Below are 21,934 nucleotides of genomic sequence, written 5' to 3' on the forward strand. Positions count from 1 at the left end.
CCTCTTTGCGACTCGGACCGTGTTGTGCACAACATCAGCGAAACACCGATGCCCGCGTCAATCGGGAATTTGCAGCGACAGGAGCGGACGAATGAAAACCACTGCCTTTGCCCGCCTCTTCGCCTGCGGGATGAGCGTATGATCCCGCGTGAAGGTGAACAAAGTCCTGACGGCCCGCGCAAGGCGATGCCGGTCCTTGCTGATGTGCTGAAAGCTTCGGCGCGGATACGGGGGCAGGCGGATGGCACGCCATTCGTTCCATCGGCCCTGTCCGGGGCCCTTGGGTGCGACCTTCGGCTGAAACTGGAAATCGCCCAGCCCACCGGCGCCTTCAAGTTGCGCGGCGCGCTCAATGCCGTGGCGGCGGTGCAGGCGCCGGGCGTCACTTGCTGTTCCACCGGCAACCATGGCCGGGCCGTGGCCCATGCCGCGCGGGCGCGTGGTTTGCGTGCGGTCATCTGCATGTCGGACATGGTGCCCGCCAACAAGGTGGAGGGGATCCGCGCCCTGGGCGCAGAGGTCCATATCGCCGGGCGCAGCCAGGACGAGGCCCAGGTTGAAAGCACCAGGCTGGCGCAGGCGCAGGGACTGGCCGAGGTTCCCCCCTTCGATCATCCGCTGGTTATCGCGGGGCAGGGCACGATTGCCCTTGAAATGCTCGCCGCGGAGACCGCGCTGGAGTGCCTGCTGGTGCCGCTTTCCGGTGGCGGGCTGGCGGCGGGGGTCGCGCTTGCCGCAAAGGCGATCCGCCCCTCGATCCGCGTCATCGGGATCAGCATGGACCGGGGCGCCGCCATGGCGGCCTCTCTCGCTGCGGGGCATCCGGTCGAGGTCGAAGAGGTCGAGAGCCTGGCAGACAGCCTGGGCGGGGGCATCGGCCTGAACAACCGGTGGAGCTTCGCCCTCTGCCGCGATCTTCTGGACGAGGTCGTGCAGGTGACCGAGGCGGAGATCTATCGCGGCATGCAAGCGCTTTACCGGGAGGACCGGCTGGTCGCCGAAGGGGCATCCGCCGTGGGTATTGCGGCCCTGCTTGCCGGCAAGATCCCGGCGCGGGGGCGGATCGGGGCGATTGTCACCGGCCGCAACGTCGACATGGATCAATTCACGAAAGTCGTGACGGGGCAGGCGGTTCGCCTTGGCGCCCTCACCGTTGAAGGAGGCCTGTATGGGGCATGAGATCCGGATCGTGACCGAAAGCCAGCTGCGAGAGGTTCTGCGCCTGGACCTGGCGCTGATCGACGCGGTGGAGGCGGGCTTTGCCGCCCTGGCCTGCGGCGGCGTGGTGATGCCACCGGTCCTGTCGATGCACCTGCCGCAGGTTAACGGAGAGGTCGACGTGAAAACCGCCTGGGTCCCAGGGGTCGAGGGCTTTGCCCTGAAGGTCAGCCCGGGTTTTTTCGACAATCCGGCAAAGGGCTTGGCCAGCCTGAACGGGCTGATGGTGCTGCTGTCGGCCACCACCGGCCTGGTGCAGGCGGTGTTTCTGGACAATGGGTTCCTGACGGATCTGCGCACGGCCGCCGCAGGGGCCGTTGCCGCGCGTCACCTGGCCGGAGAGGTGCAGACGGCCGGGATCATCGGCACCGGGGTGCAGGCACGCCTGCAGGCAGAGGCGCTGCACCTGGTTCGGCCCTTTGAAAATTGCCTTGTCTGGGGGCGTGATGCGGCCCGGGCCGAAGCCTGTGCAGAGGATATTGCCCGGGTGACGGGCGCGCGCGCCACTGCCGTTTCCGATCCGGAAGGTCTGGTTGCGCGGTCCCAGGCGGTTGTCACGACGACACCAGCCACCGCACCGGTGCTGAAGGCCGACTGGATCCATCCCGGGCTGCATATCACGGCCATGGGGTCCGACCAGGCGGGCAAGCAGGAGCTGGAGCCGGGCGTGATGGCTGCAGCGGACCTGCTGGTCTGCGACCGGGTCAGCCAATGCGCCACCATGGGGGAGTTGCGAGGGGCACGCGCCCTTGGCCTGCTGGCAGAGGACCCGGCGGAGCTGGGGCAGGTGATCTTGGGCTACGCGCCCGGGCGTGTGGCCGGGGCGCAGGTCAGCGTCTGCGATCTGACCGGGACCGGCGTGCAGGATACCGCCATGGCAAGCTTTGCCCTGACCCGTCTGGGCGGGGCCGGAATTACGATTGAAACCTAGGGAAAACAGGGGGCTGACCCATCGGCGCCCCCATGCAGGAGCGAGAGATGCTGACGAACGACCAACTCGACAAGTGGGACCGCGAGTCCTTCTTCCACCCGTCCACCCACCTGGCGCAGCATGCCCGGGGGGAGACGCCCAGCCGGATCATCAAGACCGCAGAGGGGGTGCATATCCAGGATCGGGACGGCAATCGCATGCTGGATGCCTTTGCCGGGCTATATTGCGTGAACGTGGGATACGGGCGGCAGGAGATCGCGGAAGCCATTGCCGACCAGGCCCGGGAACTGGCCTATTACCACGCCTACGTGGGCCATGGGACGGAGGCTTCCGTCACCCTGGCGCATATGGTGATGGAGCGCGCGCCGGCCCATATGAGCAAGGTCTACTTCGGCCTGTCCGGGTCGGACGCGAATGAAACCAACATCAAATTGATCTGGTATTACAACAACATCCGCGGCCTTCCGGAGAAGAAGAAGATCATCAGCCGCTGGCGTGGCTACCATGGCTCCGGAGTGATGACCGGGTCGCTGACGGGGCTGGAGACCTTCCACAACAAGTTCGACCTGCCGCGGGCGCCGATCCTGCATACGGTGGCGCCCTATTACTTCCGCCGCGATGATCTGGACATGTCCGAGGCGGACTTCGTCGCGCATTGCGTGGCGGAGCTGGAAGCCCTGATCGCGCGGGAAGGGGCGGAGACCATCGCGGCCTTCATCGGGGAGCCCGTCCTGGGCACCGGGGGGATCGTGCCGCCGCCCGCAGGCTACTGGGAAGCGATCCAGAAGGTTCTGGAAAAGCACGATATTCTGCTGGTCGCGGATGAGGTTGTCACGGGCTTTGGCCGTCTGGGCACCATGTTCGGGAGCGACCATTACGGGATGAAGCCGGATCTGATCACCATCGCGAAGGGGCTGACGAGCGCCTATGCGCCGCTGTCGGGGTCGATCGTGGGCGACAAGATGTGGAAGGTGCTGGAGCAGGGAACCGACGAAAACGGCCCCATCGGCCATGGCTGGACCTATTCCGCACACCCCATCGGGGCGGCGGCAGGTGTCGCGAATCTTCGGTTGATCGACGAGCTGGGCCTGGTGAAGAACGCCGGGGAAACCGGCGCCTACCTGTTGAACGCCATGCGGGAAGCCCTTGGAAGCCATGCGAAAGTCGGCGACATCCGCGGCGAGGGCATGATGTGCGCCCTGGAGTTCGTGGAGGAGAAGGAAGGGCGCAAGTTCTTTGATCCGGCAAAGAAAGTCGGTGCGGCTGTCGCGGCCGAGCTTGCTTCCATGGGCGTGATCGGGCGGGCGATGCCCCAGGGCGACATCCTGGGCTTTGCCCCGCCGCTCTGCCTGACCCCGGAAGAGGCCGACACCGTGGTGCAAGCCACTGCGAAGGCAGTGAAAAACGTTCTCGGCTGAGGGCCGGATTAACGGCCGGATTAACGGCCGGATTAACGGGATGTGACGGGGCGGTGCGCTGCATCGCCCCGTTTTGCGTCGAATCGCGATTTTGCGAAGGTTAACAGCGCCGTAGAGGCCGAAACGCCATGTCGGTATCGCGTCGGTATCACGTCGGTATAGCGTCGGTGCGTATTATTTCCCGCCCCCCGGATTAACGCGGCGCACGGTGGTCGGGACGACCCCGCGTGGCAGCCGCATCCGGGCCAAGCGACGGGCTGCAGCGGACATGAAAAAACCGCCCCTGAGGGCGGTCATTTCGGAGTGTGGCGCGCAGGCCCGGAAGGCGGCACCGGGACGTGCCGCCAGAGACCTGACACCAGACACCTGCGGAGTAGGGTCGAGGGGGCTCAGGCGCCCCAGTGACGCACGGCGCCGCAGTCCATGTGGACGAAGTTGGAGCCGGAGTAGCGGCCAACGCCACCGGCGCGGCAGCTTTCAGCGGCCGAAGCCATCTGGTTGACCGAGCGGGAGGCAAGGCGAAGGTCGCCGGCCTGGCCCTTCATGTGCAGCGAGTTGCGCGCAACACCGCTGGAGCGGGCGCGAAGCATCGCGTTGGTTTCGGGCGAACGGTAGCCCGAAAGCAGCATGTAGGGTTCGGTCACATCCATCAGCGAATGAGACGCTGCCATGATGTCGACGGTGCGCAGGTCGATCGGCTTGATCTGATCGGTGCGCCAGTCGCGGAAGAAACGCGTGATCTCTTCCGAGGCGTCCTTCAGGTATTGGCCTTCGATCCAGTAGATCATGTCGAGATGTTCACCCGTCCGGGCGGAGTACATCTTGATCCTGCGGATATCGCCTGCGTTTCTAAGGAAGCCTGCGGCCTTGGAATAGGTCGGTGCTGCCGTGATTGCGGTTGCCGCAAACGCACCCAGCAGGGCGCGTCGCGAGATACTCGCTGTGCCTTTGGTCATTTAGCGCTGTCCCGTCGCTCGTCTTTTCTTTGTCCCGCCAGCAGAAGCGGGTGGTGTCATCATCCCCAGATGCGAGGCGTTTATGACACGGTTGAAAATTATCTCAAACCCGGGAATGGGTCTGGTTCCATGGTTCGGCAAATTTCGGCTGAATCTTGCGCAAAATGGTGGGGAATCCCGCCATTGGACGAGACGGGCGCGGCTGTTATATCTCAACAAGGAGGCAAATCCCGGCCTGACCCTTTTGTGAGTGGACAGGTTCAAGCCTCTGACACAGCTTTGTTAAAAGCGTCCCGATGCCCGTCCCGAAGGAAAGTCCCCATGATCTTCTGGCAATCCACCGCCCGCACTCAGTTTGCCCGCCCGCAGTCTGCCCGCCGTTCCGGCGCCAGTTTGAGCAGCGCGCGGCGCGCCCTGCGCGGTGCGACCGCCGCCCTGGCCCTTGGCCTGACCCTTGCGCCCGTGGCCGTGCCATGGGGGGGCGGTGTGGCGCAGGCGGCCGAAACGCAAGGCTTTGCCCTGACGGGGTTCAAGACCGCCGTGGCGGAGGCCGCTGCGCGCAACCGTGACCTGGCGGCCTTCTACCGGGCGCGCGATTTCGCCCCGATCTGGACGGGCGAGGGGGCGGAGTTCACCGCGCGGCGCGCCGCCCTGCTGGAAGCGATCCGCATGATGCCGGTGCATGGCCTGCCGGCGGACAAGTATGATGCCGCCGACCTGATCGCCCAGATGGGCGCCGCCGTCAGCGACCGCGACCGTGGCCTGCTGGACGTGGAGCTGAGCCAGGTCCTGCTGGATGTGGCAAGCGATCTGCAGACCGGGATCCTGGTGCCCCACGAGGTCGACAGCGAGATCCTGCGCGAAGTGCCGCTGCGCGATGCCTCGCAGTACCTGGAGGGAATCCAGAACGCGGATCCGATGGAGTTTGTCCGGTCCCTGCCGCCGCACAATGCGGAGTACCGCCGCCTGCTGCGCGCGAAGATGGACATGGAGATGGGCCTGCGCGCCGGGGGCTACGGCCCGCAGGTGCAGGCCGGCAAGCTGGAACCGGGTGACCGGGGCCGGGCGGTGATCCAGCTGCGTGACCGGCTGGTGCACATGGGCTACCTCGCGCCGCGTGGCGCGGCCGTCTACGACGAGGTGATGACGAATGCGGTGCGCCAGTTCCAGCAGGACAGCGGGCTGGAGGTCGACGGGGTCGTCGGGCCGTCCACCCTGGCGGCGATCAACACCAGCGAAGCGGACCGGCTGAAGTCGATCCTGGTGGCGATGGAGCGTGAGCGCTGGCTGAACCGCCCGCGCGGGGAACGCCACGTCTGGGTGAACCTGACCGATTTCCACGCCAAGCTGATCGACCATGGCGAGGTCGTCTTCGAAACCCGGTCGGTGATCGGGGCCAACCGCGACGGCCGTCGCAGCCCCGAATTCAGCGATGTCATGGAACACATGATCATCAACCCGACCTGGAACGTGCCGCGTTCCATCGCGGTGAAGGAATACCTGCCGCAGATGCAGCAGGATCCCTATGCCGCCAGCCAGTTGAACCTGGTGGATGCGCGTGGCCGGGTTGTGCCCCGCGATGCGGTGGATTTCACCCAGCTGACGGCGACGAACTTTCCCTTCGACCTGAAGCAGCCGCCGTCGCGGTCCAACGCGCTTGGCCTGGTGAAGTTCATGTTCCCCAATGCGAACAACATCTACCTGCATGACACGCCCTCCAAGAGCCTGTTCAACCGCGAGACGCGGGCCTTCAGCCACGGTTGTATCCGCCTGGCCGATCCCTTCGACTTCGCCTATGCGCTGCTTTCCGCCCAGGAGGCGGATCCGGAGGGGTATTTCAAGGCGCGTCTGAACAGCGGGCGCGAAACCCAGGTAAACCTGGATCAACCGCTGCAGGTGCACCTGGTTTACCGCACCGCCTTCACCGATGTGCGGGGCAAGGTCCATTTCCGCAACGACGTCTACGGGCGTGACGGGCGGGTCTGGAATGCCCTTGCCGCGCAGGGGGTGGTGCTGGGTCAGGTGAGAAGCTAAACCGGCCCGCAAATGCGGGAAGGATCTCTTTGATGGCATACAGCATGAGTGAAATCGCCCGGGCCCTGGGCGGAGAGGTGCTTGGCAACGGCGCGTTCGAGGTCGAGGGCGTGGCAGAGCCCGCCGCGGCGGGCCCGCGCGACCTGGCGCTGGCGATGAAACCGGAATTCGCCGAGGGCCTGTCGGAGGGGGCTGCGAAGGCCGCGCTGCTGTGGGCCGATGCGGACTGGTCCGAACTGGGGCTGGAGGCCGCGGTGCTGGTCCCCCGGCCGCGCATGGCGCTTTCGGCGGTGACGCGGATGATGGATCCGGGCGTCGGCTATGCCCCGGGGATCCACCCGACCGCCCATATCGAAGAGGGTGCGGAGCTGGGCGAGGACGTCAGCGTCGGCGCCTTCACGGTGATCGCCCGGGGCGCGAAGATCGGCGCCGGGTCGGTGATCGGGCCTCAGTGCCATGTCGGCTGGGACAGCGAGCTGGGCGCGGGGGCCTTCCTGTTCTCCGGCGTGAAGATCGGGCCGCGGGTCAGCATCGGTGCGGGGTTCATCGCCCATGAGGGGGCGGTTGTCGGCTCCGACGGGTTCAGCTTCGTCACGCCGGAGGCCAATGCGGTGGAGGAAGCCCGGTCGAACCTGGCGGGCGAGACCCATGCCAAGGCCCAGGCCTGGGTGCGGATTCATTCGCTGGGCGCGGTGCAGATCGGCGACAACGTGGAGCTGGGCGCCAACACCTGCATCGACGCGGGCACGGTGCGGCCGACGCAGATCGGCTCGGGCACGAAAATCGACAACCTCTGCCATATCGGACACAACGTGGTCATCGGCGAGGACTGCCTGATGGCGGCCTTTGCCGGGATCGCCGGGTCCACGCGGATCGGGAACAACGTCGTGATGGGCGGCCGCGTGGGCGTGTCCGACAACGTGTTCATCGGCGATGGCGTGATCTGCGCGGGCGCGTCGGTGGTGCTGTCGAACGTGCCTGCGGGCCGTGTCGTCATGGGCTATCCGGCCACGAAGATGGACGCCAACATCGAAAGCTACAAGGCGCTGCGCCGCCTGCCGCGACTGATGAAACAGGTGGCCGAGCTGCAGAAAGCGGTTTTCAAGTCGGGTCAGACCGACTAAATCGACCGCAAGAACGCGAGAGGGGGTCGGGTCCATGACGGACATCAGGCAGAAGGTCATCGAGATCATCGCGGAGCAGGCCGTTCTGGAGCCCTCCGACGTGAAGATGGAGAGCACGCTGGACGACCTGGGGATCGACTCCCTGGGCCTGGTCGAAAGCATCTTCGCCATCGAGGAAGCCTTCGACATCGAAGTCCCCTTCAACGCCAACGAGCCCGACGAGAGCGATTTCGACATCTCCGATGTCGCCTCCATCGTTACCGGTGTCGAAAAGCTGGTGGCGGAACAGAAGGCGTGAAGCGGGTCGTCATTACCGGCGCCGGAACCATCAATGCCCTGGGGCATGATGTGCCGGCCACGCTGGAAGCCATGCGCGAAGGCCGTTGCGGCATTGCCGAACTGGACGTGCGCGATGCCGACCGGCTGATGGTGAATATCGGCGCGCAGGTGAAGGGGTTCAGCTCCGAAGGGTTGTTCAACCGCCAGCAGATGGCGCTGTATGACCGGTTCACGCAATTCGCCCTGGTCGCCGCGCGGGAGGCCATCGCGCAGTCCGGCCTGTCCTTCGCGGGGGAGCTGGCGCACAGGACCGGCGCGATCCTGGGCAACTCCGGCGGTGGCATGACCACCATCGACGAGAACTACCGCTCCGTCTACGAGGAGGGGAAGAACCGCGTTCACCCCTTCGTCGTGCCCAAGCTGATGAACAATGCCGCCGCCAGCCATGTCAGCATGGAATTCAACCTGAAGGGGCCGACCTTCACCGTCAGCTCCGCCTGTGCGTCGTCCAACCACGCCATGGCGCAGGCGTTCCAGATGGTGCGCACCGGCATGAGCCCGGTGATGATCACCGGCGGATCCGAAAGCATGCTGTGCTTTGGCGGCGTGAAGGCCTGGGAGGGCATGCGCGTCATGTCCAAGTCCGGTTGCCGCCCGTTCAGCGCCAATCGCAACGGCATGGTGCAGGGCGAGGGCGCGGGGATCTTCGTCTTCGAGGAATACGAACACGCCAAGGCCCGCGGCGCGGAGATCCTGGCAGAGGTGGCGGGCTTCGCCATGTCCTCTGACGCGACCGATATCGTCATGCCGTCGAAACAGGGCGCGGCCCGGGCGATTTCCGGCGCGCTGCGCGATGCGGGTCTGAACCCCGGCGATGTGCAGTACATCAACGCCCATGGCACCGGCACCGCCGCCAACGACAAGACCGAAAGCGCGGCCGTGGCCGATGTCTTCGGGCTGCATGCGGATACCGTCATGATCTCCTCCACCAAGGCGATGCATGGGCACCTGATCGGCGGCACCGGCGCGGTCGAGCTGCTGGCCTGCATCATGGCCCTGCGCGACGGCGTCGTGGCGCCCACCATCAACTATGAAGAGCCGGACCCGGAATGCGCGTTGGACGTGGTGCCCAACGAGGCGCGGGAGGCCAAGGTCGACGTGGCGCTTTCCAACGCCTTTGCCTTTGGCGGGCTGAACGCGGTGCTTGCGCTGAAGAAAGTCTGACGGGGTCTGACCCCTAACAAGGGTTGGGCCAGGCACATGAAAAAGGCGCGGTTCCGGAGGGAGCCGCGCCTTTTCGTCTGTCTGGTTCATCTGTCTGGCCGGAAGGGGCCCGATGTGAAAACGCCGCGCCCGGGATGGGCGCGGCGTTCAGAATGCCAGGCCCCTATGGGATCAGTTGCCGGCGCCGGGGACCGCGGTCACCTTGTCAAAGGCGGCGGTGAAGCCTTTCAGCGACAGGGTCATCGGCACTTCGACGTCAGGTGCGGCGAAGGGACGGATCACCATCTTGGCCGCGCTGCCGCCCTTGAAGGCCGCCAGTTCCGCCGCGGTGAAGCCCACGCGCGCGATGCAGCCGTTCCGGTTGCAGAAGCTGTAGTTGTAGACCTTTTCCTGGCCGTCATCGATCGCCAGGCGCAGGCCGGCGGGCAGCAGGGTTTCCAGCGGCACCATGATGGAGGCGCCAAGCGCGGCCTGGGATCCTTCGGGCGTGCGGAAGAAGGTGACGGTCGCAATCGGGTTGCCGTCATCCTGGCGCATCAGCTGGGTCATCTGGCAGGGTTCATCCTGGCCGTCTTCGGTCTTGATGCAGTCGAGCGACCAGTCGCCGATGGTTTCCTTGGAGTAGGTCTGCCCGACCTGCGGGGCGGCATTGGAATCCGCACCCATGTCGAGACTGTCGTCCTGGGCCAGGGCGGGGCCGGCCATCAGCACTGCGGTCACGAGGGCGAGCGAAAGGTTGGAGATAGAGCGCATCGTGCTTCCCGTTGAATGATTGCGTTGCCGCCCGCTTAGCATGGGCGAACGGCGGTGTCAGGTCCCGCGCGGCGGGCTTTGGACACAACTGCGTAAATGGCGGGCGGTTCCCCGCTGTTTTTGCAGGGTGAACGGCTGGCGGGGCAGGGGGTGCCTGGCGGATCGCTCCCGGGGCTCTCCGGGACGTGAAGAGAGCGGAGCGTGAGCTGGGCCGGAGGTGGAAAAAGGGGCCGAAAACGGCCCCTTTTCCCTTATTTTTCGCTCCCCGTCGGACTGGCCGACTTGTATTTGAGGTCACGCTAGGCGCTTTGCATGGGGTAGTCAACACGGAAATATGACAGCCCCGTGGCAGCAGGTTAAAGCTGCTTAATGCCTGTGCGCATTGAAAAGTGTGGCGCTAATGCGCGTCAGTTTGTCATAGGCAATTCGCTGCCGAATGGGGCCGCCCTGCGGGGCAATCCGGGGGCGGGGGCCTAAGCCGATCGGGGACAAAAATGCCGCGCCCCGAAAGGCGCGGCCAGTCTGACAGGGAGGAAGTCTGTTCTTCGTCAAGAGGACATGAGACGAAGAACACGTGGACCAAGCTGGCACCAATTGGTTAAGCAATTACTCCGGACCGTACGTTCGGGAAGACATATCGGCCCGGGGGCCGCGAAACGGGGGCGGAAAGCATGAGCGATTTGAAGGGCATTTTCATCGGTGGCGGTGGCGAAGGCTATATCGAGCCGCAGGAACTGGCGCTGGAATATGCCAACCGGCACGGGCTGATCGCGGGGGCCACGGGCACCGGCAAGACGGTGACGGTGCAGATCATGGCCGAAAGCTTTGCCGCCGAGGGGGTGCCGGTCTTCCTCGCGGATGTGAAGGGGGACCTGTCGGGCATCGCCAAGGCCGGCGATCCGGCAGGCAAGCTTCACAATGCCTTCACCGCTCGGGCGATCCAGATCGGCTTCGACGCGTACGACTACACCGCCTTTCCGGTGATCTTCTGGGATCTTTTCGGCGAGCAGGGCCATCCGATCCGCACCACGGTGACGGAGATGGGCCCGCTGCTGCTGGCCCGGCTGATGGAGCTGAACGACACCCAGGAGGGGATCCTGAACATCGCCTTCCGGGTGGCCGATGAACAGGGGCTGGCGCTGGTCGACCTGAAGGACCTGCAGGCGCTGCTGGTCTGGCTGGGGGAGAACCGGGCGGAGCTGAGCCTGCGCTACGGCAATATCGCCACCGCGTCGATCGGGGCGATCCAGCGGCGGCTGCTGGTGATGGAAACGGAGGGCGCGGTGAAGCTCTTCGGGGAACCGGCGCTGGAGCTGGCGGACCTGATGCGGGTGGACCGCGACGGGCGCGGGGTGATCTCTGTCTTGGCGGCGGACAGGCTGATGCAGACGCCGCGGCTTTACGCAACCTTCCTGCTGTGGTTGCTGTCGGAGCTCTTCGAAGAGCTGCCGGAGGTGGGCAACCCCGAAAAGCCGCGCATGGTCTTCTTCTTTGACGAGGCGCATCTGCTGTTCGACGACGCGCCCAAGGCGCTGCTGGACAAGGTGGAGCAGGTGGCGCGGCTGATCCGGTCGAAGGGCGTGGGGATCTACTTCTGCACCCAGAACCCCGCCGATGTGCCCGATGACGTGCTGGGCCAGCTGGGCAACCGGGTGCAGCATGCGCTGCGCGCTTTCACCGCGAAGGACCGCAAGGAGCTGCGCCTGGCCGCCCAGACCTATCGCGACAACCCCGATTTCGACATCGAGGAAGCCATCACCCAGGTCGGAACCGGGGAGGCCGTCACCAGCTTCCTGCAGAAGAAGGGCGTCCCGGGGATCGCGCAGCGCACGATGATCCGGCCACCTTCGTCGCAGCTGGGCCCGATCACGCCGGCGGAACGGCGGGCGATCATGGCCGCGAGCCCGGTGGCCGCGCAGTACGACAAGCCCGTGGACCGCGAAAGCGCCTACGAGATCCTGGCGAAGCGGGCAGCCGTGGCGGCGAAGGAGGCTGAGGAGGCCGAACGCCGCGAGGCGGAGATGGAGGCGCGCGAACGCGAGGAAAAGGCGCGGCGGCGCTACTCCGCACCGCGCAGCAGCCGGAGCCGGTCGTCGCGCGACGGCGGGCTGGGCGCGGACCTTGGCCAGGCGCTGCAGAAGGCGGTGATCCGGGAGCTTTCGGGCACCACCGGCAAGCGGATTGTCCGTGGCATCCTGGGATCGCTGTTCAAGGCGCGCTAGCTTCGCCCCCGGTGCGGGCCAGACATGGAGGATCAGCATGGGCGCGGGGGCGGGATGCCGCTGGCGCCCTTGCTTTCAACGGTATTCCTTGCCTTGCAGGCAAATCTCGGTCACCGTGAAACTTGTATGCAGACATCCACGTATCTGAGGGCGACCGGGGTCAATCCCGGAGGCTGCACGTGCAGATACGTGTTCGGATTGGTTGCAACAGGAGATCGGTCGTCCCGTGAAGGAAGAAACCTTTACCCTTGCCGGAGAACTTGCACTTGGCACCCTGCAGGGCCAGGATCTTCGCGATGCGCGGCATGAGCTGGACGTGAACCCGGACATGCGTGCGGCCTACCGGGACTGGTGCGAACATTTCAGCCGGGGCTATGCGCTGCACCAGGCGCCCGACGTGGCGCCGCCAGCCCATGTCTGGCGCGGGATCGAAAGCGTGCTGTTTGCCGAAGAAGGGCAGAAGGCGCGCCTGTGGAATCTGATCCGGGCGCCGGAAAATCGCCCGCTTGTCTTGGCGGTTGCCGCCGCGAAGGTGAGCCTGATCCTGTGGATCCTCTACCTGTTCCTGTAGCGCGCCAAGGTTCTGAGGCGCGACATCTTTCCTGAAACCTGCTGCAAGTCCCCCGCTCAAATCCCACGGTGCGGCGGGCCGATCGACCCGTGCGGTCCCTGGTCTTGCGGTCTGGCTTGAGTGAGGTGTTTCGGCCTGTCGGCCGGCCGGGGACGCGCGTCCCAGCCCCCGCTGGACGCTTTCGCCGGTGTGCCGTCAGCCGTTTCCAGGCAGCGGGCTTGCCCCGTCGAGCGCGCGGCCCAGGAAGGGCACGAGCGTCAGCGTGGCGGCAAGGGTCGCGACAAGCGCGACGAGGAGGACCGTCAGGTGATCCATGAAACCGGTCGCGATGGCATAGGCCAGGATCGCCACCAGCGGAACGTGCAGAAACAGGGCGCAAACGACCTGTACGCGCCGTTTGAGGTGAGTGTCATGCATTCGCTTTCTCCCAGAACGTGCAATATTGCGCATTAGGGACAATTTTTGCATCTCTTCGATTTGCTGGCAAGTGTGAGAATTTGGCGATGACAACATGGTCAAGCGTATGGAAACATGGGAAAAGATGGTGGCGCCGCCAGTTGACCAGCGGGTAAGCTGGCGGCGCGTCCCCGGTCGGGGCGGTTAGGGGAATTCGGACATGCGCAGCAGGGTGGGCAAGAAGTTTGGCAACGGGAGCGACGGGGGGATCCGCCGCCGGACCCTGCTGTCGGGGCTGACATCGGCCACGGCCTTTGCGGCCTGGCCGGGGCAGGTCCTGCGCGCCCAAGATATCGGCGAGCAGGGTATCGGCGGGCAGGATGTGCCCGTGCTGCGCCCAAGGGTCACCCGCCCGAAGCGGGAGCCGGAGAGGGTCCTGTTCATCGGCAACAGCTATTTCTACTACGGCGACAGCATCCATTACCACGTGGAGCAGATGTTTCGCGCGGCCTTCCCGGACCGGCCGAACCTGTTCCGGCTGGCGGCGATTTCGAACGGCTATCTTGAGGAACAGCCGATCGATGCCTTCCTGCAGCTGGGCGGGGAGGAGGGGTTCGACATGGTCGTGCTGCAGGCCCATTCCACCGCGATGCTGACGGTGGCCAAGCACACCGGATTTGCCCGGGCGGCCAGTTCTGCCGCGCGCAAGATCCGCGCGGCGGGGGCCGAGGTCGCGCTTTACATGACGCCCGCCTATACCGAGCAGCACTGGCTTTATCGTCCCGGCCTGCAGGGGCAGCTGGAGCGGGGCTATACCGCGGCGGGCAACCGGCTGGACGCGCTGGTGATCCCGCTGGGGATCGCCTTTGCCCGGGCGAAGGCGGCGCGGCCTGACCTGGCGCTGCACCGGGCCGACAACAGCCATCCGACGCTGGCGGGCACCTACCTGGGGGCTGCCACGATCTTTGCCAGCTTCTACGAGACCTCGGTGGTGGGCAATTCCTGGACCTACCGGGGCGCCCTGCCGGAGGCGGAGGCGCGTTTCCTGCAGGAGATCGCGGAAGAGGCCGTGACGGCCTATTTCGGCAGCTGATCGGGCTGCCGGCGGGGGTCAGTTCACGTTCAGGCCGTATTCCGCGCAGGTGTCGTTGTGGGCCTGGCGCATCTCCTCGTAATCGGGGTGATCGGGGCCGAGGTCCGTGGTCTGCCACCAGTCGTTTTCGACATCGAAGAACTCGGTGGTGCCATCGGCGTAGCGGATGAAGCGGTACTTCCCCTTGCGGATCGAGGAATTGCGGAAGTGGAAGGTGGGCACCGCGCGGTCGGGCACCCGGTCGCCGGCCATCTGCGGCCGCAGGGAATGGCCCACGCTGCCCTCGATCGGCGGCAGGCCCATGTAGTCCATCACCGTGTTGCCGACGTCGATCAGGCCCACGGGGTCCGTCACCACGCGGCCTTCGGGCGCCTGGGGGTCGTGGATGATCAGCGGCACGTTGGTGACCTGTTCCCACAGGCTGCCCTTGGTGAACCGGTCCCTTTCGCCCACGTGCAACCCGTGGTCCGACAGGATCACCACCATGGTGTTTTCCGCAAAGCGGGAGGCTTTCAGCGCGTCCCAGACCCGGCCGATCTGGTAGTCGGCGTAGGAAATGGAGGAGAAGTAGTTGCGCAGGCTCTTCTTCCAGAAGTGGCTCTTGCGCGGGTTAATGTTCTTGTGGCTGATCTCCTCCGCCATGGGCGGTTCGGAGAAGCCGGCCTGCCATTCCTTCGGCTGTTCGAACTGGAAGACCTTGTACATTTCCTTGAACCGGCGCGGGGTGGTCCAGGGGCCGTGGGGCGACTGGAACCCGACCCCGCGATAGAAGGGCGCTTCGCCGTCGTAGTCTTCGAGGAAGGCGATGGCCCGGTCCGCCACGCGGTTGCAATAGAGATTGTCCTCGGCCCACTGGACATTGGTGGCCAGGCCGCCGCGAAAGCCGCCGAACTCGATATGGCCGGGCAGCATACGGTCCTCGTAATGCCGGCGGCGCTTGGCGATGTGGTAAAGCGTGCGTTCATCCGAATGGACGATCTCATGCACCCATTCCGGCAGGGCGCGGTAGCCGCGCATGACCTTGCCCCCGGTGGAGGAATAGACCCCGCTGGATTTCAGCGCATGGGGCCACATCTTCTGCGGCGGGAAGTGGTTGTAGTAGTGCGGATCGCGTTCGACGATGCCCGAGTGATGCGGAGAGATGCCCGACATGAAGCTGGCCCGCGAGGGGCTGCAGACGGGGACCTGGCAATAGGCGGAGTGGAACGCCGTCGACTGGGCGCAGATCCGGTCGAGGTTCGGGGTCTGCAGTTCCTGACCGAAGAGCGTCTTGTACTTCCAGTAGGCGACCATGTCATCGAGACTGATGAGCATGACGTTCTTCTTGGCCGCTGTGGTCACCGGATTGTCCCATCTTGCAATGCACCGGGCGCCTGCGCGCCCGCTGCCACGTCGCGCGCATGCGCGCCCTCTGCCACTATGCGCAGATGCAAAGGCATATCAAGGAGAAGGCCCGAAATCCGAGGGATCAAACCGACCTCTCAGACCGAGCGATCAAACCGGCCCATCAGATCGACAACCGTGTCCCCTGCGTTCCGCGTTCGCGATAGGGCGTCGTCTGATACTGGGCGCGGTAGCATTTCGAGAAATGCGAAGGCGAGGCGAAGCCGCAGGACAGCGCCACGTTGATCACCGACATGTCCGTCTGCATCAGCAGGTTGCGCGCCTTCGACAGGCGCAGTTCCATGTAATAGCGCTTGGGAGAGCGGTTGAGGTAGCGGCGGAACAGCCGTTCCAGCTGGCGGGTCGACATGCCGACTTCCTTGGCCAGGATCGCGGGGCTGATCGGCTCCTCTATGTTGGCCTCCATCATCTGGATGACCTGGGAGAGCTTCGGATGGCGCACGCCGATCCGGGTGGGCACGGACAGGCGCTGCGTGTCCTGGTCCGTGCGGATCGAGGAATAGATCAGCTGGTCGGCCACGGAATTGGCCAGGTCCTCTCCGTGCTGATCCGCGATCAGCTTCAGCATCAGGTCGATGGAGGAGGTGCCGCCGGCGGTCGTCATCCGGTTGCCGTCGATCACGAAGACCGACTTGGTCAGCGAGACTTCCTCGAACTCCTCGGCGAAACTGTCGTGGTTTTCCCAGTGGATCGTGGCGCGCTTGCCATCCAGCAGGCCCGCCTTGGCCAGTACGTGGGCCGCGGTGCACAACCCGCCGATCGCGGCCCCCTTGCGGGATTCGCGGCGCAGCCAGTTCATCAGCTTGCGGGAGGTTTCCTCCTTCACGCCGATGCCGCCGCAGACCACGACGATATCTTCGCGGGTCACTTCGCCCAGCGGCGCATCGACCGAGAAGGTGACGCCGCCGGAACATGTCACCGGCTCCCCCGTTTCGCTCTGCAATTCCCAGCTGTAGAGCGGCTGCCCCGCCATGCGGTTGGCGATCCGCAGGCATTCCAGCGCCGAGGCGAAGGAGAGCATCGTGAAATTGTTCAGCAATACAAAGAGGAAACGGCGGGGGCGCGCCTTGGGAGGGGCTACCGAAGAGAGCGGGGGGCGGAGCTCCGGCATGGGGATACCTGGCAGATGGAGTGGGTCATGAATCGCGTCTCGCCGCGGGGGCTTGCGACGGGATGTCGGCAATCAGCGCAGAGCCCGGTCGCGACGTCAAGCGTCGCAAAAGAATTGTGGCTCTTTCGGGGGCATCTGGGTATACGCTTGACGCCTCAAGAAGCTTGAACCCGGAGGAAGAGATGGGGACCTGGCAGAAGTCCGATTGGCGCAACAAGCCGCGGGTGCAGATGCCTGACTATCAGGATCAGGAAGCGCTGCACGCCGTAGAGGCACAGCTTTCGAAGTATCCGCCCCTCGTATTTGCCGGGGAGGCGCGCCGCCTGAGGGAGCAGCTGGGTGCTGCTGGCCGGGGCGAGGCCTTCCTGCTGCAGGGCGGTGACTGTGCCGAAAGCTTCGACCAGTTCAGCGCCGACAGCATTCGCGACACCTTCAAGGTGATGCTGCAGATGGCGATGGTCCTGACCTTCGGCGCCAAGGTGCCGGTGGTGAAGGTGGGCCGGATGGCCGGCCAGTTCGCCAAGCCGCGTTCGGCGCCGACCGAGACCGTCGGCGGTGTCGAGCTGCCCAGCTACCGGGGCGACATCATCAACGACCTGGCCTTCACCCCCGAGGCGCGGATCCCGAACCCGGGCAAGATGCTGCAGGCCTACACCCAGGCGGCGGCCACGCTGAACCTGCTGCGCGCGTTTTCGACCGGCGGTTATGCCGACGTGAACGAGGTGCACCGCTGGACCCTGGGCTTCACCGCCTCCGACAAGGCGGACCGGTTCCGTGACATGGCCAACCGGATCTCCGACTCGCTGGATTTCATCCGCGCGGCCGGTGTCACCGCCCAGAACGCGCATACCCTGCGCTCGGTCGATTTCTACACCAGCCACGAAGCGCTGCTGCTGGAATACGAAGAGGCGCTGTGCCGGATGGATTCGACCTCCGGCAAGTGGCTGGCAGGGTCGGGTCACATGATCTGGATCGGCGACCGGACCCGCCAGGTGGATGGCGCGCACGTGGAATTCTGCAAGGGCGTGCTGAACCCCATCGGGCTGAAGTGCGGGCCCACGACCACGGCCGAGGACCTGAAGCAGCTGATGGCGAAGCTGAACCCGCTGAACGACATGGGCCGGCTGACCCTGATCGCGCGCTTTGGTGCGGGCAAGGTGAACGAACATCTGCCGCGGCTGATCGAGACGGTGAAATCCGAAGGGGCCAACGTGGTCTGGGTCTGCGACCCGATGCATGGCAACACGATCAAGTCCGCCTCCGGCTACAAGACGCGCCAGGTGCAGACGGTCTTCCAGGAAGTGCAGGAATTCTTCGGCGTGCACCGCGACATGGGCACCGTCCCCGGCGGCGTGCATTTCGAGATGACCGGCAACGACGTGACCGAATGCACCGGCGGCGTCTATGCCGTGTCGGACGAGGACCTGTCGGATCGCTACCACACCGCCTGCGACCCCCGGCTCAACGCCTCCCAGGCGCTGGAGCTGGCCTTCATGGTCGCGGAAGAGCTGGTCAGCCTGCGCGAAACCCGCCTGGCCGCAATCGGCTGAGGCCACGAAAAGTCGGGGCCTGCCGGGACCTTCCCGGGGGCCAGGCACCCGGAACGGAAACCGCCGCGCTGAGGTCAGCGCGGCGGTTTTTCCTTGTGCCGTCCGTCCCGCCTTGGCTGCGGAGCAGGGACCGACGGGAGGGACCGGATCAGTCGTCTTCGACCACGCGCAGGTAGGGGCGCGGCCCGGGTTTCAGGCGCGGGGCATCCTCTGCCCCGGCGGGAACGCGGGGGATCGGCGCGGGGGAAAAACGGGCGGGCGGTTCTTCCAGGCCCGGCCCCTTGTCCGGCCCCTTATTCGGCGTTTTCAGCGCAGGGCCCGGGTCGCCGGCGACGGGATCGGGATCTTCTTCCAGCGGCTCCTTCGCCATGAAGTCGCCCAGCAGCGGGGTGACCTGGTGGCCCGTGATCTCGAACCGGCGGGGGGCGCGACCGATCTCTCCGGTCGTGGCAAGGCAGCCCAGGACGCGGGTGATGTCGCCCAGGTCGCTCTTCATCGGCAGCAGCAGAAGGCGGGCCTCGATCTCGGGCTTGCCGATGCCGCGTTCGGCGTGCAGGTCCACCATGGCCTTGGCAGGGCTGTCGAAGACCTCTTCCAGGATCTCGCCCAGGGCATTGCGCCCGGCGGGGGTCATGAAGGCGGAAAGCGGCATGCCGCGCACCTCCATCCCCATCAGGTCGGACAGGTGCGACCCGGCGATCCGCAGCCGGGCGATCCCGGGGGCCACGCGTTCCAGGATAAAGGCATATTCCAGCGCGCGTTCGATCCCGCGCGGGTCGATATCGGACCGGCGCGGCACCAGCCGCCCGGCACGGATGGCTTCCCAGTAGGCCTCGACCTCCTGCACCGCGTTGAACCGCGCGGCGCTCATGAAACCGGCCATGCTGACGACGGTGCTGCCGTCGCTTGCGTCCTTGGGCATCTCGAAACTCCAGCTTGTGTCACCGCTCCCCCCGTCGCTTCAAGCCTGGCAGCGCCGATGCGGCCCGGCGGGTCCCCCGACCCGTCGCGGCCCCCCGAATGCCGCAGGCCCCGGGCGGACAAGCGGCCCGGGTGACATCACGGCAAGGAGTTAAGACGCCTGGTTCTTGGTTAAAGCTATCTTCACAGAGGTTACGTATCCATTAATATGCCAGAATTGAGTGTAAATTTCCGGGAAATCTCGACCAATGGTTAACCCCTCCCGAAGGGGCAGGATCGAGTGCACCGCGCAAGGAGGGCAGGGCAGATGACCAATTCCATGACGGGCTTTTCGGCCGGACGGGGCCAGGGACTGGGCCACCAGTGGACCTGGGAGTTGCGGTCGGTCAACGCGAAGGGGCTAGACCTGCGGTTGCGGGTGCCCGACTGGGTCCCGGGGCTGGAAGCTGCGCTGCGCGCGGCGCTTGCGGCGGGGCCGGCGCGCGGGTCGGTCACGCTGAACCTGCGGCTGGGGCGGGAGGAAAGCAGCGGCGCGCTGTCGGTGAACCCGGGACAGCTGGGCGCCATGCTGGATGCCCTGGCACAGGTGGAGGCCGCGGCGGAGGCGCGCGGCGTGACGCTTGCCGTGCCCACGGCGGCGGAAGTGCTGGCCATGCGGGGCGTGCTGGAAGTGGCCGCGCCCGAAGAGGCGGGCGAGGCGCTGAGCAAGGCGCTGGTGGCCGATTTCGCCCCCGTGCTGGCCGACTTCCTGAAGATGCGCGCCAGCGAAGGCGCCGCGGTGGAGGAGATCCTGCGCGGGCAGCTGGATGCGATCGAAGCCCTTGTGGCCCGCGCGGCCAAGGCCGCCACGGCCCGCACCCCGCGCCAGGCCAGCGCCCTGAAGGCCGCGCTGGAGCGTGTGCTGGATCACACCACCGGCCAGGACCCGGACCGCATCGCGCAGGAACTGGCCCTGATCACCATCAAGTCCGACGTGACGGAGGAGCTGGACCGGCTGACCGCCCATGTCGCCGCCGCCCGCGCCCTGCTGGCCGAAACCGCCCCGGTGGGCCGCAAGCTCGACTTCCTGAGCCAGGAATTCAACCGGGAGGCCAACACCCTGTGTTCCAAGGCGCAGGACAAGGATCTGACGGCCATCGGGCTGGAACTGAAGACCCTGATCGACCAGATGCGGGAGCAGGTGCAGAATATCGAGTGAACGCTGGCGCCCCTGAAAGGGGTCGGCCTGCGGCCGATGCCTCCGGCGGGACTATTTCCAGCCATCGAATGGGGAAGGGGCAGGGCGCATCGGGGCGGCCCGGAGCGCACCCCCCACATCTATTTTTTGGCCCCAAATATCCTGGGGGGAGTCTCCGGAGGAGACGGGGGGCAAAGCCCCCCTTTCGGCGCGACCGTCCGCCCGCCCGACTTGTCCCCCCGACTTGTCCCCCGACTTGTCCGTCGCCGCAAAACCTGCATAACCGCACAAAGGGGCCGGTGCTGGCCCCGTCAACGGAAGGAAGGAATCCGGGACATGAGCCAGCGGCGCGGTCTTCTCATCATCATCTCCTCGCCGTCGGGCGCCGGCAAGTCGACCCTGTCGCGGCGCCTGTTGGACTGGGATCCCGACATCCGCTTCTCCGTCTCTGCCACCACGCGCGCGCCCCGCGCCGGGGAGGAGCACGGGTTGCACTACTTCTTCCACGAACGTGCGGATTTCGACCGCATGGTGGCCGAGGGCGAAATGCTGGAGCATGCCACCGTCTTCGGCAATTCCTACGGCAGCCCGCGCGGCCCGGTCGAGGAGGCGATCAACGCCGGCAAGGACCTGCTGTTCGACATCGACTGGCAGGGCGGGCAACAGATCCGCGCCAGCGCCCTTGGCAAGCACGTGCTGTCGATCTTCATCCTGCCGCCCTCGATGAAGGAGCTGGAACGCCGCCTGCACGCCCGCGCCACCGACGCCGCCGAGGTGATCGAGAAGCGCATGCAGCAGAGCCGGGACGAGATCAGCCACTGGCCCGAATATGACTACGTCCTGGTCAACGACGACCTGGACGAGACGGAGGAGCGCCTGCGCACCATCATCAGTGCCGAACGGCTGCGGCTGAGCCAGCAGCCCGGCGTGCTGGAGGTCGTGCGGCGGCTGAACGCGGAATACGAGGAGGAGGAAAGATGACGATCTATTCGCTCGACGGGGTGGCGCCGCTGATCGCGGCCAGCGCCTGGGTCGCGCCGGATGCCAATGTGATCGGCAACTGCGTGCTGGAGGCCGACAGCTCGGTCTGGTTCGGGGTCACCCTGCGCGGCGACAATGAGGAGATCCGGATCTGCCAGGGGGCCAACGTGCAGGAAAACGTGGTCTGCCACACCGACATGGGCTTTCCGCTGGAAATCGGCGTCAATGTCACCGTGGGCCACAAGGCCATGCTGCATGGCTGCACCATCGGGGAGAACTCCCTCATCGGCATGGGCGCCACGGTGCTGAACGGCGCGAAGATCGGCCGCAATTGCCTGATCGGGGCCGGCGCGCTTGTGACCGAGGGCAAGGAGATCCCCGACAATTCCATGGTGCTGGGCGCGCCGGGCAAGGTGGTTAAGCAGCTTGGCCCGGACTGGGAACAGCGGCTGACGGCCTCTGCTCTGCATTACCAGGAACGCGCGCGGCGGTTCCGCGACGGGTTGCAGGTGGTGACCTCCGCAGGCTGACAGGCTGGCGGAGAGGGTGCCCCCCGATCTGGGGGGCCGAA

20 protein-coding genes are annotated in these 21,934 nt (G+C 65.9%); 14 read left to right on the forward strand and 6 right to left on the reverse strand.

Annotated elements, in window-relative coordinates; genetic code table 11:
* The first annotated feature begins 138 nt into the window (after positions 1-138).
* The 3 genes from eutB to AC2IR1_RS12495 are packed head-to-tail and all read left to right on the forward strand — an operon-like array spanning position 139 to position 3,567.
* Positions 139-1,179 carry a hydroxyectoine utilization dehydratase EutB gene (eutB, locus tag AC2IR1_RS12485; protein WP_486472294.1) on the forward strand — a complete coding sequence of 347 codons (1,041 nt, stop codon included), beginning with the start codon at positions 139-141 and terminating at the stop codon, positions 1,177-1,179.
* Positions 1,169-2,149, forward strand: coding sequence for a cyclodeaminase (locus AC2IR1_RS12490; RefSeq protein ID WP_486472295.1), 981 nt, complete (start codon positions 1,169-1,171; stop codon positions 2,147-2,149). The genes eutB and AC2IR1_RS12490 overlap by 11 nt, the downstream gene beginning before the upstream one ends.
* A 47-nt stretch (positions 2,150-2,196) precedes the next feature.
* Entirely contained in the window at positions 2,197-3,567 is a 1,371-nt protein-coding gene (locus AC2IR1_RS12495; protein ID WP_486472296.1) for an aminotransferase, read from the forward strand.
* A gap of 389 nt (positions 3,568-3,956) precedes the next feature.
* Here the strand turns inward: AC2IR1_RS12495 and mepK are convergent, their stop codons facing one another.
* Entirely contained in the window at positions 3,957-4,523 is a 567-nt protein-coding gene (gene mepK / locus AC2IR1_RS12500) for a peptidoglycan L,D-endopeptidase MepK (protein WP_486472297.1), read from the reverse strand.
* A gap of 321 nt (positions 4,524-4,844) precedes the next feature.
* Between mepK and AC2IR1_RS12505 the strand changes: the two genes are divergently transcribed.
* From AC2IR1_RS12505 to AC2IR1_RS12520, 4 genes are read left to right on the forward strand one after another with little or no spacing between them, the layout of a single operon-like run.
* Positions 4,845-6,557 (forward strand): L,D-transpeptidase family protein, encoded by a 1,713-nt coding sequence (locus AC2IR1_RS12505; protein WP_486472298.1) that lies wholly within the window; start codon positions 4,845-4,847, stop codon positions 6,555-6,557.
* A 32-nt stretch (positions 6,558-6,589) separates the two neighbouring features.
* Entirely contained in the window at positions 6,590-7,681 is a 1,092-nt protein-coding gene (locus AC2IR1_RS12510; RefSeq protein ID WP_486472299.1) for a UDP-3-O-(3-hydroxymyristoyl)glucosamine N-acyltransferase, read from the forward strand.
* A gap of 34 nt (positions 7,682-7,715) precedes the next feature.
* Positions 7,716-7,979, forward strand: coding sequence for an acyl carrier protein (locus AC2IR1_RS12515; RefSeq protein WP_486472300.1), 264 nt, complete (start codon positions 7,716-7,718; stop codon positions 7,977-7,979).
* A complete protein-coding gene (locus AC2IR1_RS12520) occupies positions 7,976-9,184 on the forward strand; it encodes a beta-ketoacyl-[acyl-carrier-protein] synthase family protein (RefSeq protein WP_486472301.1) in 1,209 nt (402 codons plus the stop codon). Before AC2IR1_RS12515 ends, AC2IR1_RS12520 begins: the two co-directional genes overlap by 4 nt.
* A gap of 171 nt (positions 9,185-9,355) precedes the next feature.
* Here AC2IR1_RS12520 and AC2IR1_RS12525 read toward each other — a convergent pair whose 3' ends face one another.
* On the reverse strand, positions 9,356-9,937 hold the full coding sequence (locus AC2IR1_RS12525; protein ID WP_486472302.1) for an invasion associated locus B family protein: 582 nt from the start codon (positions 9,935-9,937) through the stop codon (positions 9,356-9,358).
* A 671-nt stretch (positions 9,938-10,608) separates the two neighbouring features.
* On the opposite strand from AC2IR1_RS12525, the gene AC2IR1_RS12530 reads away from it, so the two are divergent.
* Together AC2IR1_RS12530 and AC2IR1_RS12535 are read left to right on the forward strand one after the other, a co-directional pair.
* Positions 10,609-12,159: a helicase HerA-like domain-containing protein gene (locus AC2IR1_RS12530; protein ID WP_486472303.1), complete on the forward strand. Its 1,551-nt coding sequence runs from the start codon at positions 10,609-10,611 to the stop codon at positions 12,157-12,159.
* 226 nt (positions 12,160-12,385) lie between these two features.
* Complete coding sequence (locus AC2IR1_RS12535; RefSeq protein ID WP_486472304.1) at positions 12,386-12,730, forward strand: hypothetical protein; 345 nt, start codon at positions 12,386-12,388, stop codon at positions 12,728-12,730.
* Positions 12,731-12,925: 195 nt separating this feature from the next.
* Here AC2IR1_RS12535 and AC2IR1_RS12540 read toward each other — a convergent pair whose 3' ends face one another.
* A complete protein-coding gene (locus tag AC2IR1_RS12540) occupies positions 12,926-13,147 on the reverse strand; it encodes a hypothetical protein (protein ID WP_486472305.1) in 222 nt (73 codons plus the stop codon).
* 199 nt (positions 13,148-13,346) lie between these two features.
* Between AC2IR1_RS12540 and AC2IR1_RS12545 the strand changes: the two genes are divergently transcribed.
* A complete protein-coding gene (locus tag AC2IR1_RS12545) occupies positions 13,347-14,219 on the forward strand; it encodes a hypothetical protein (protein ID WP_486472306.1) in 873 nt (290 codons plus the stop codon).
* 18 nt (positions 14,220-14,237) lie between these two features.
* On the opposite strand, the gene AC2IR1_RS12550 is transcribed toward AC2IR1_RS12545, so the two are convergent.
* Together AC2IR1_RS12550 and AC2IR1_RS12555 are read right to left on the reverse strand one after the other, a co-directional pair.
* Positions 14,238-15,533, reverse strand: a complete 1,296-nt coding sequence (locus AC2IR1_RS12550; protein ID WP_486472307.1) for a sulfatase-like hydrolase/transferase — start codon at positions 15,531-15,533, stop codon at positions 14,238-14,240.
* A gap of 193 nt (positions 15,534-15,726) precedes the next feature.
* Positions 15,727-16,734 carry a GlxA family transcriptional regulator gene (locus AC2IR1_RS12555; protein WP_486472308.1) on the reverse strand — a complete coding sequence of 336 codons (1,008 nt, stop codon included), beginning with the start codon at positions 16,732-16,734 and terminating at the stop codon, positions 15,727-15,729.
* A gap of 182 nt (positions 16,735-16,916) precedes the next feature.
* Here AC2IR1_RS12555 and AC2IR1_RS12560 point away from each other — a divergent pair, with 182 nt between their 5' ends.
* Complete coding sequence (locus AC2IR1_RS12560) at positions 16,917-18,284, forward strand: class II 3-deoxy-7-phosphoheptulonate synthase (RefSeq protein WP_486472309.1); 1,368 nt, start codon at positions 16,917-16,919, stop codon at positions 18,282-18,284.
* 148 nt (positions 18,285-18,432) lie between these two features.
* On the opposite strand, the gene AC2IR1_RS12565 is transcribed toward AC2IR1_RS12560, so the two are convergent.
* Positions 18,433-19,206 carry a PAS domain-containing protein gene (locus AC2IR1_RS12565; protein WP_486472310.1) on the reverse strand — a complete coding sequence of 258 codons (774 nt, stop codon included), beginning with the start codon at positions 19,204-19,206 and terminating at the stop codon, positions 18,433-18,435.
* Positions 19,207-19,512: 306 nt separating this feature from the next.
* Between AC2IR1_RS12565 and AC2IR1_RS12570 the strand changes: the two genes are divergently transcribed.
* The 3 genes from AC2IR1_RS12570 (at position 19,513) to AC2IR1_RS12580 (ending at position 21,893) form a co-directional block, all read left to right on the forward strand.
* Positions 19,513-20,403, forward strand: a complete 891-nt coding sequence (locus AC2IR1_RS12570; RefSeq protein WP_486472311.1) for a YicC/YloC family endoribonuclease — start codon at positions 19,513-19,515, stop codon at positions 20,401-20,403.
* A 315-nt stretch (positions 20,404-20,718) separates the two neighbouring features.
* Positions 20,719-21,363 carry a guanylate kinase gene (gmk, locus tag AC2IR1_RS12575; RefSeq protein WP_486472312.1) on the forward strand — a complete coding sequence of 215 codons (645 nt, stop codon included), beginning with the start codon at positions 20,719-20,721 and terminating at the stop codon, positions 21,361-21,363.
* Positions 21,360-21,893, forward strand: coding sequence for a gamma carbonic anhydrase family protein (locus AC2IR1_RS12580; RefSeq protein WP_486472313.1), 534 nt, complete (start codon positions 21,360-21,362; stop codon positions 21,891-21,893). The genes gmk and AC2IR1_RS12580 overlap by 4 nt, the downstream gene beginning before the upstream one ends.
* Positions 21,894-21,934 lie beyond the last annotated feature (41 nt).

Source organism: Pseudooceanicola sp. NS-SX8, from assembly GCF_057380755.1.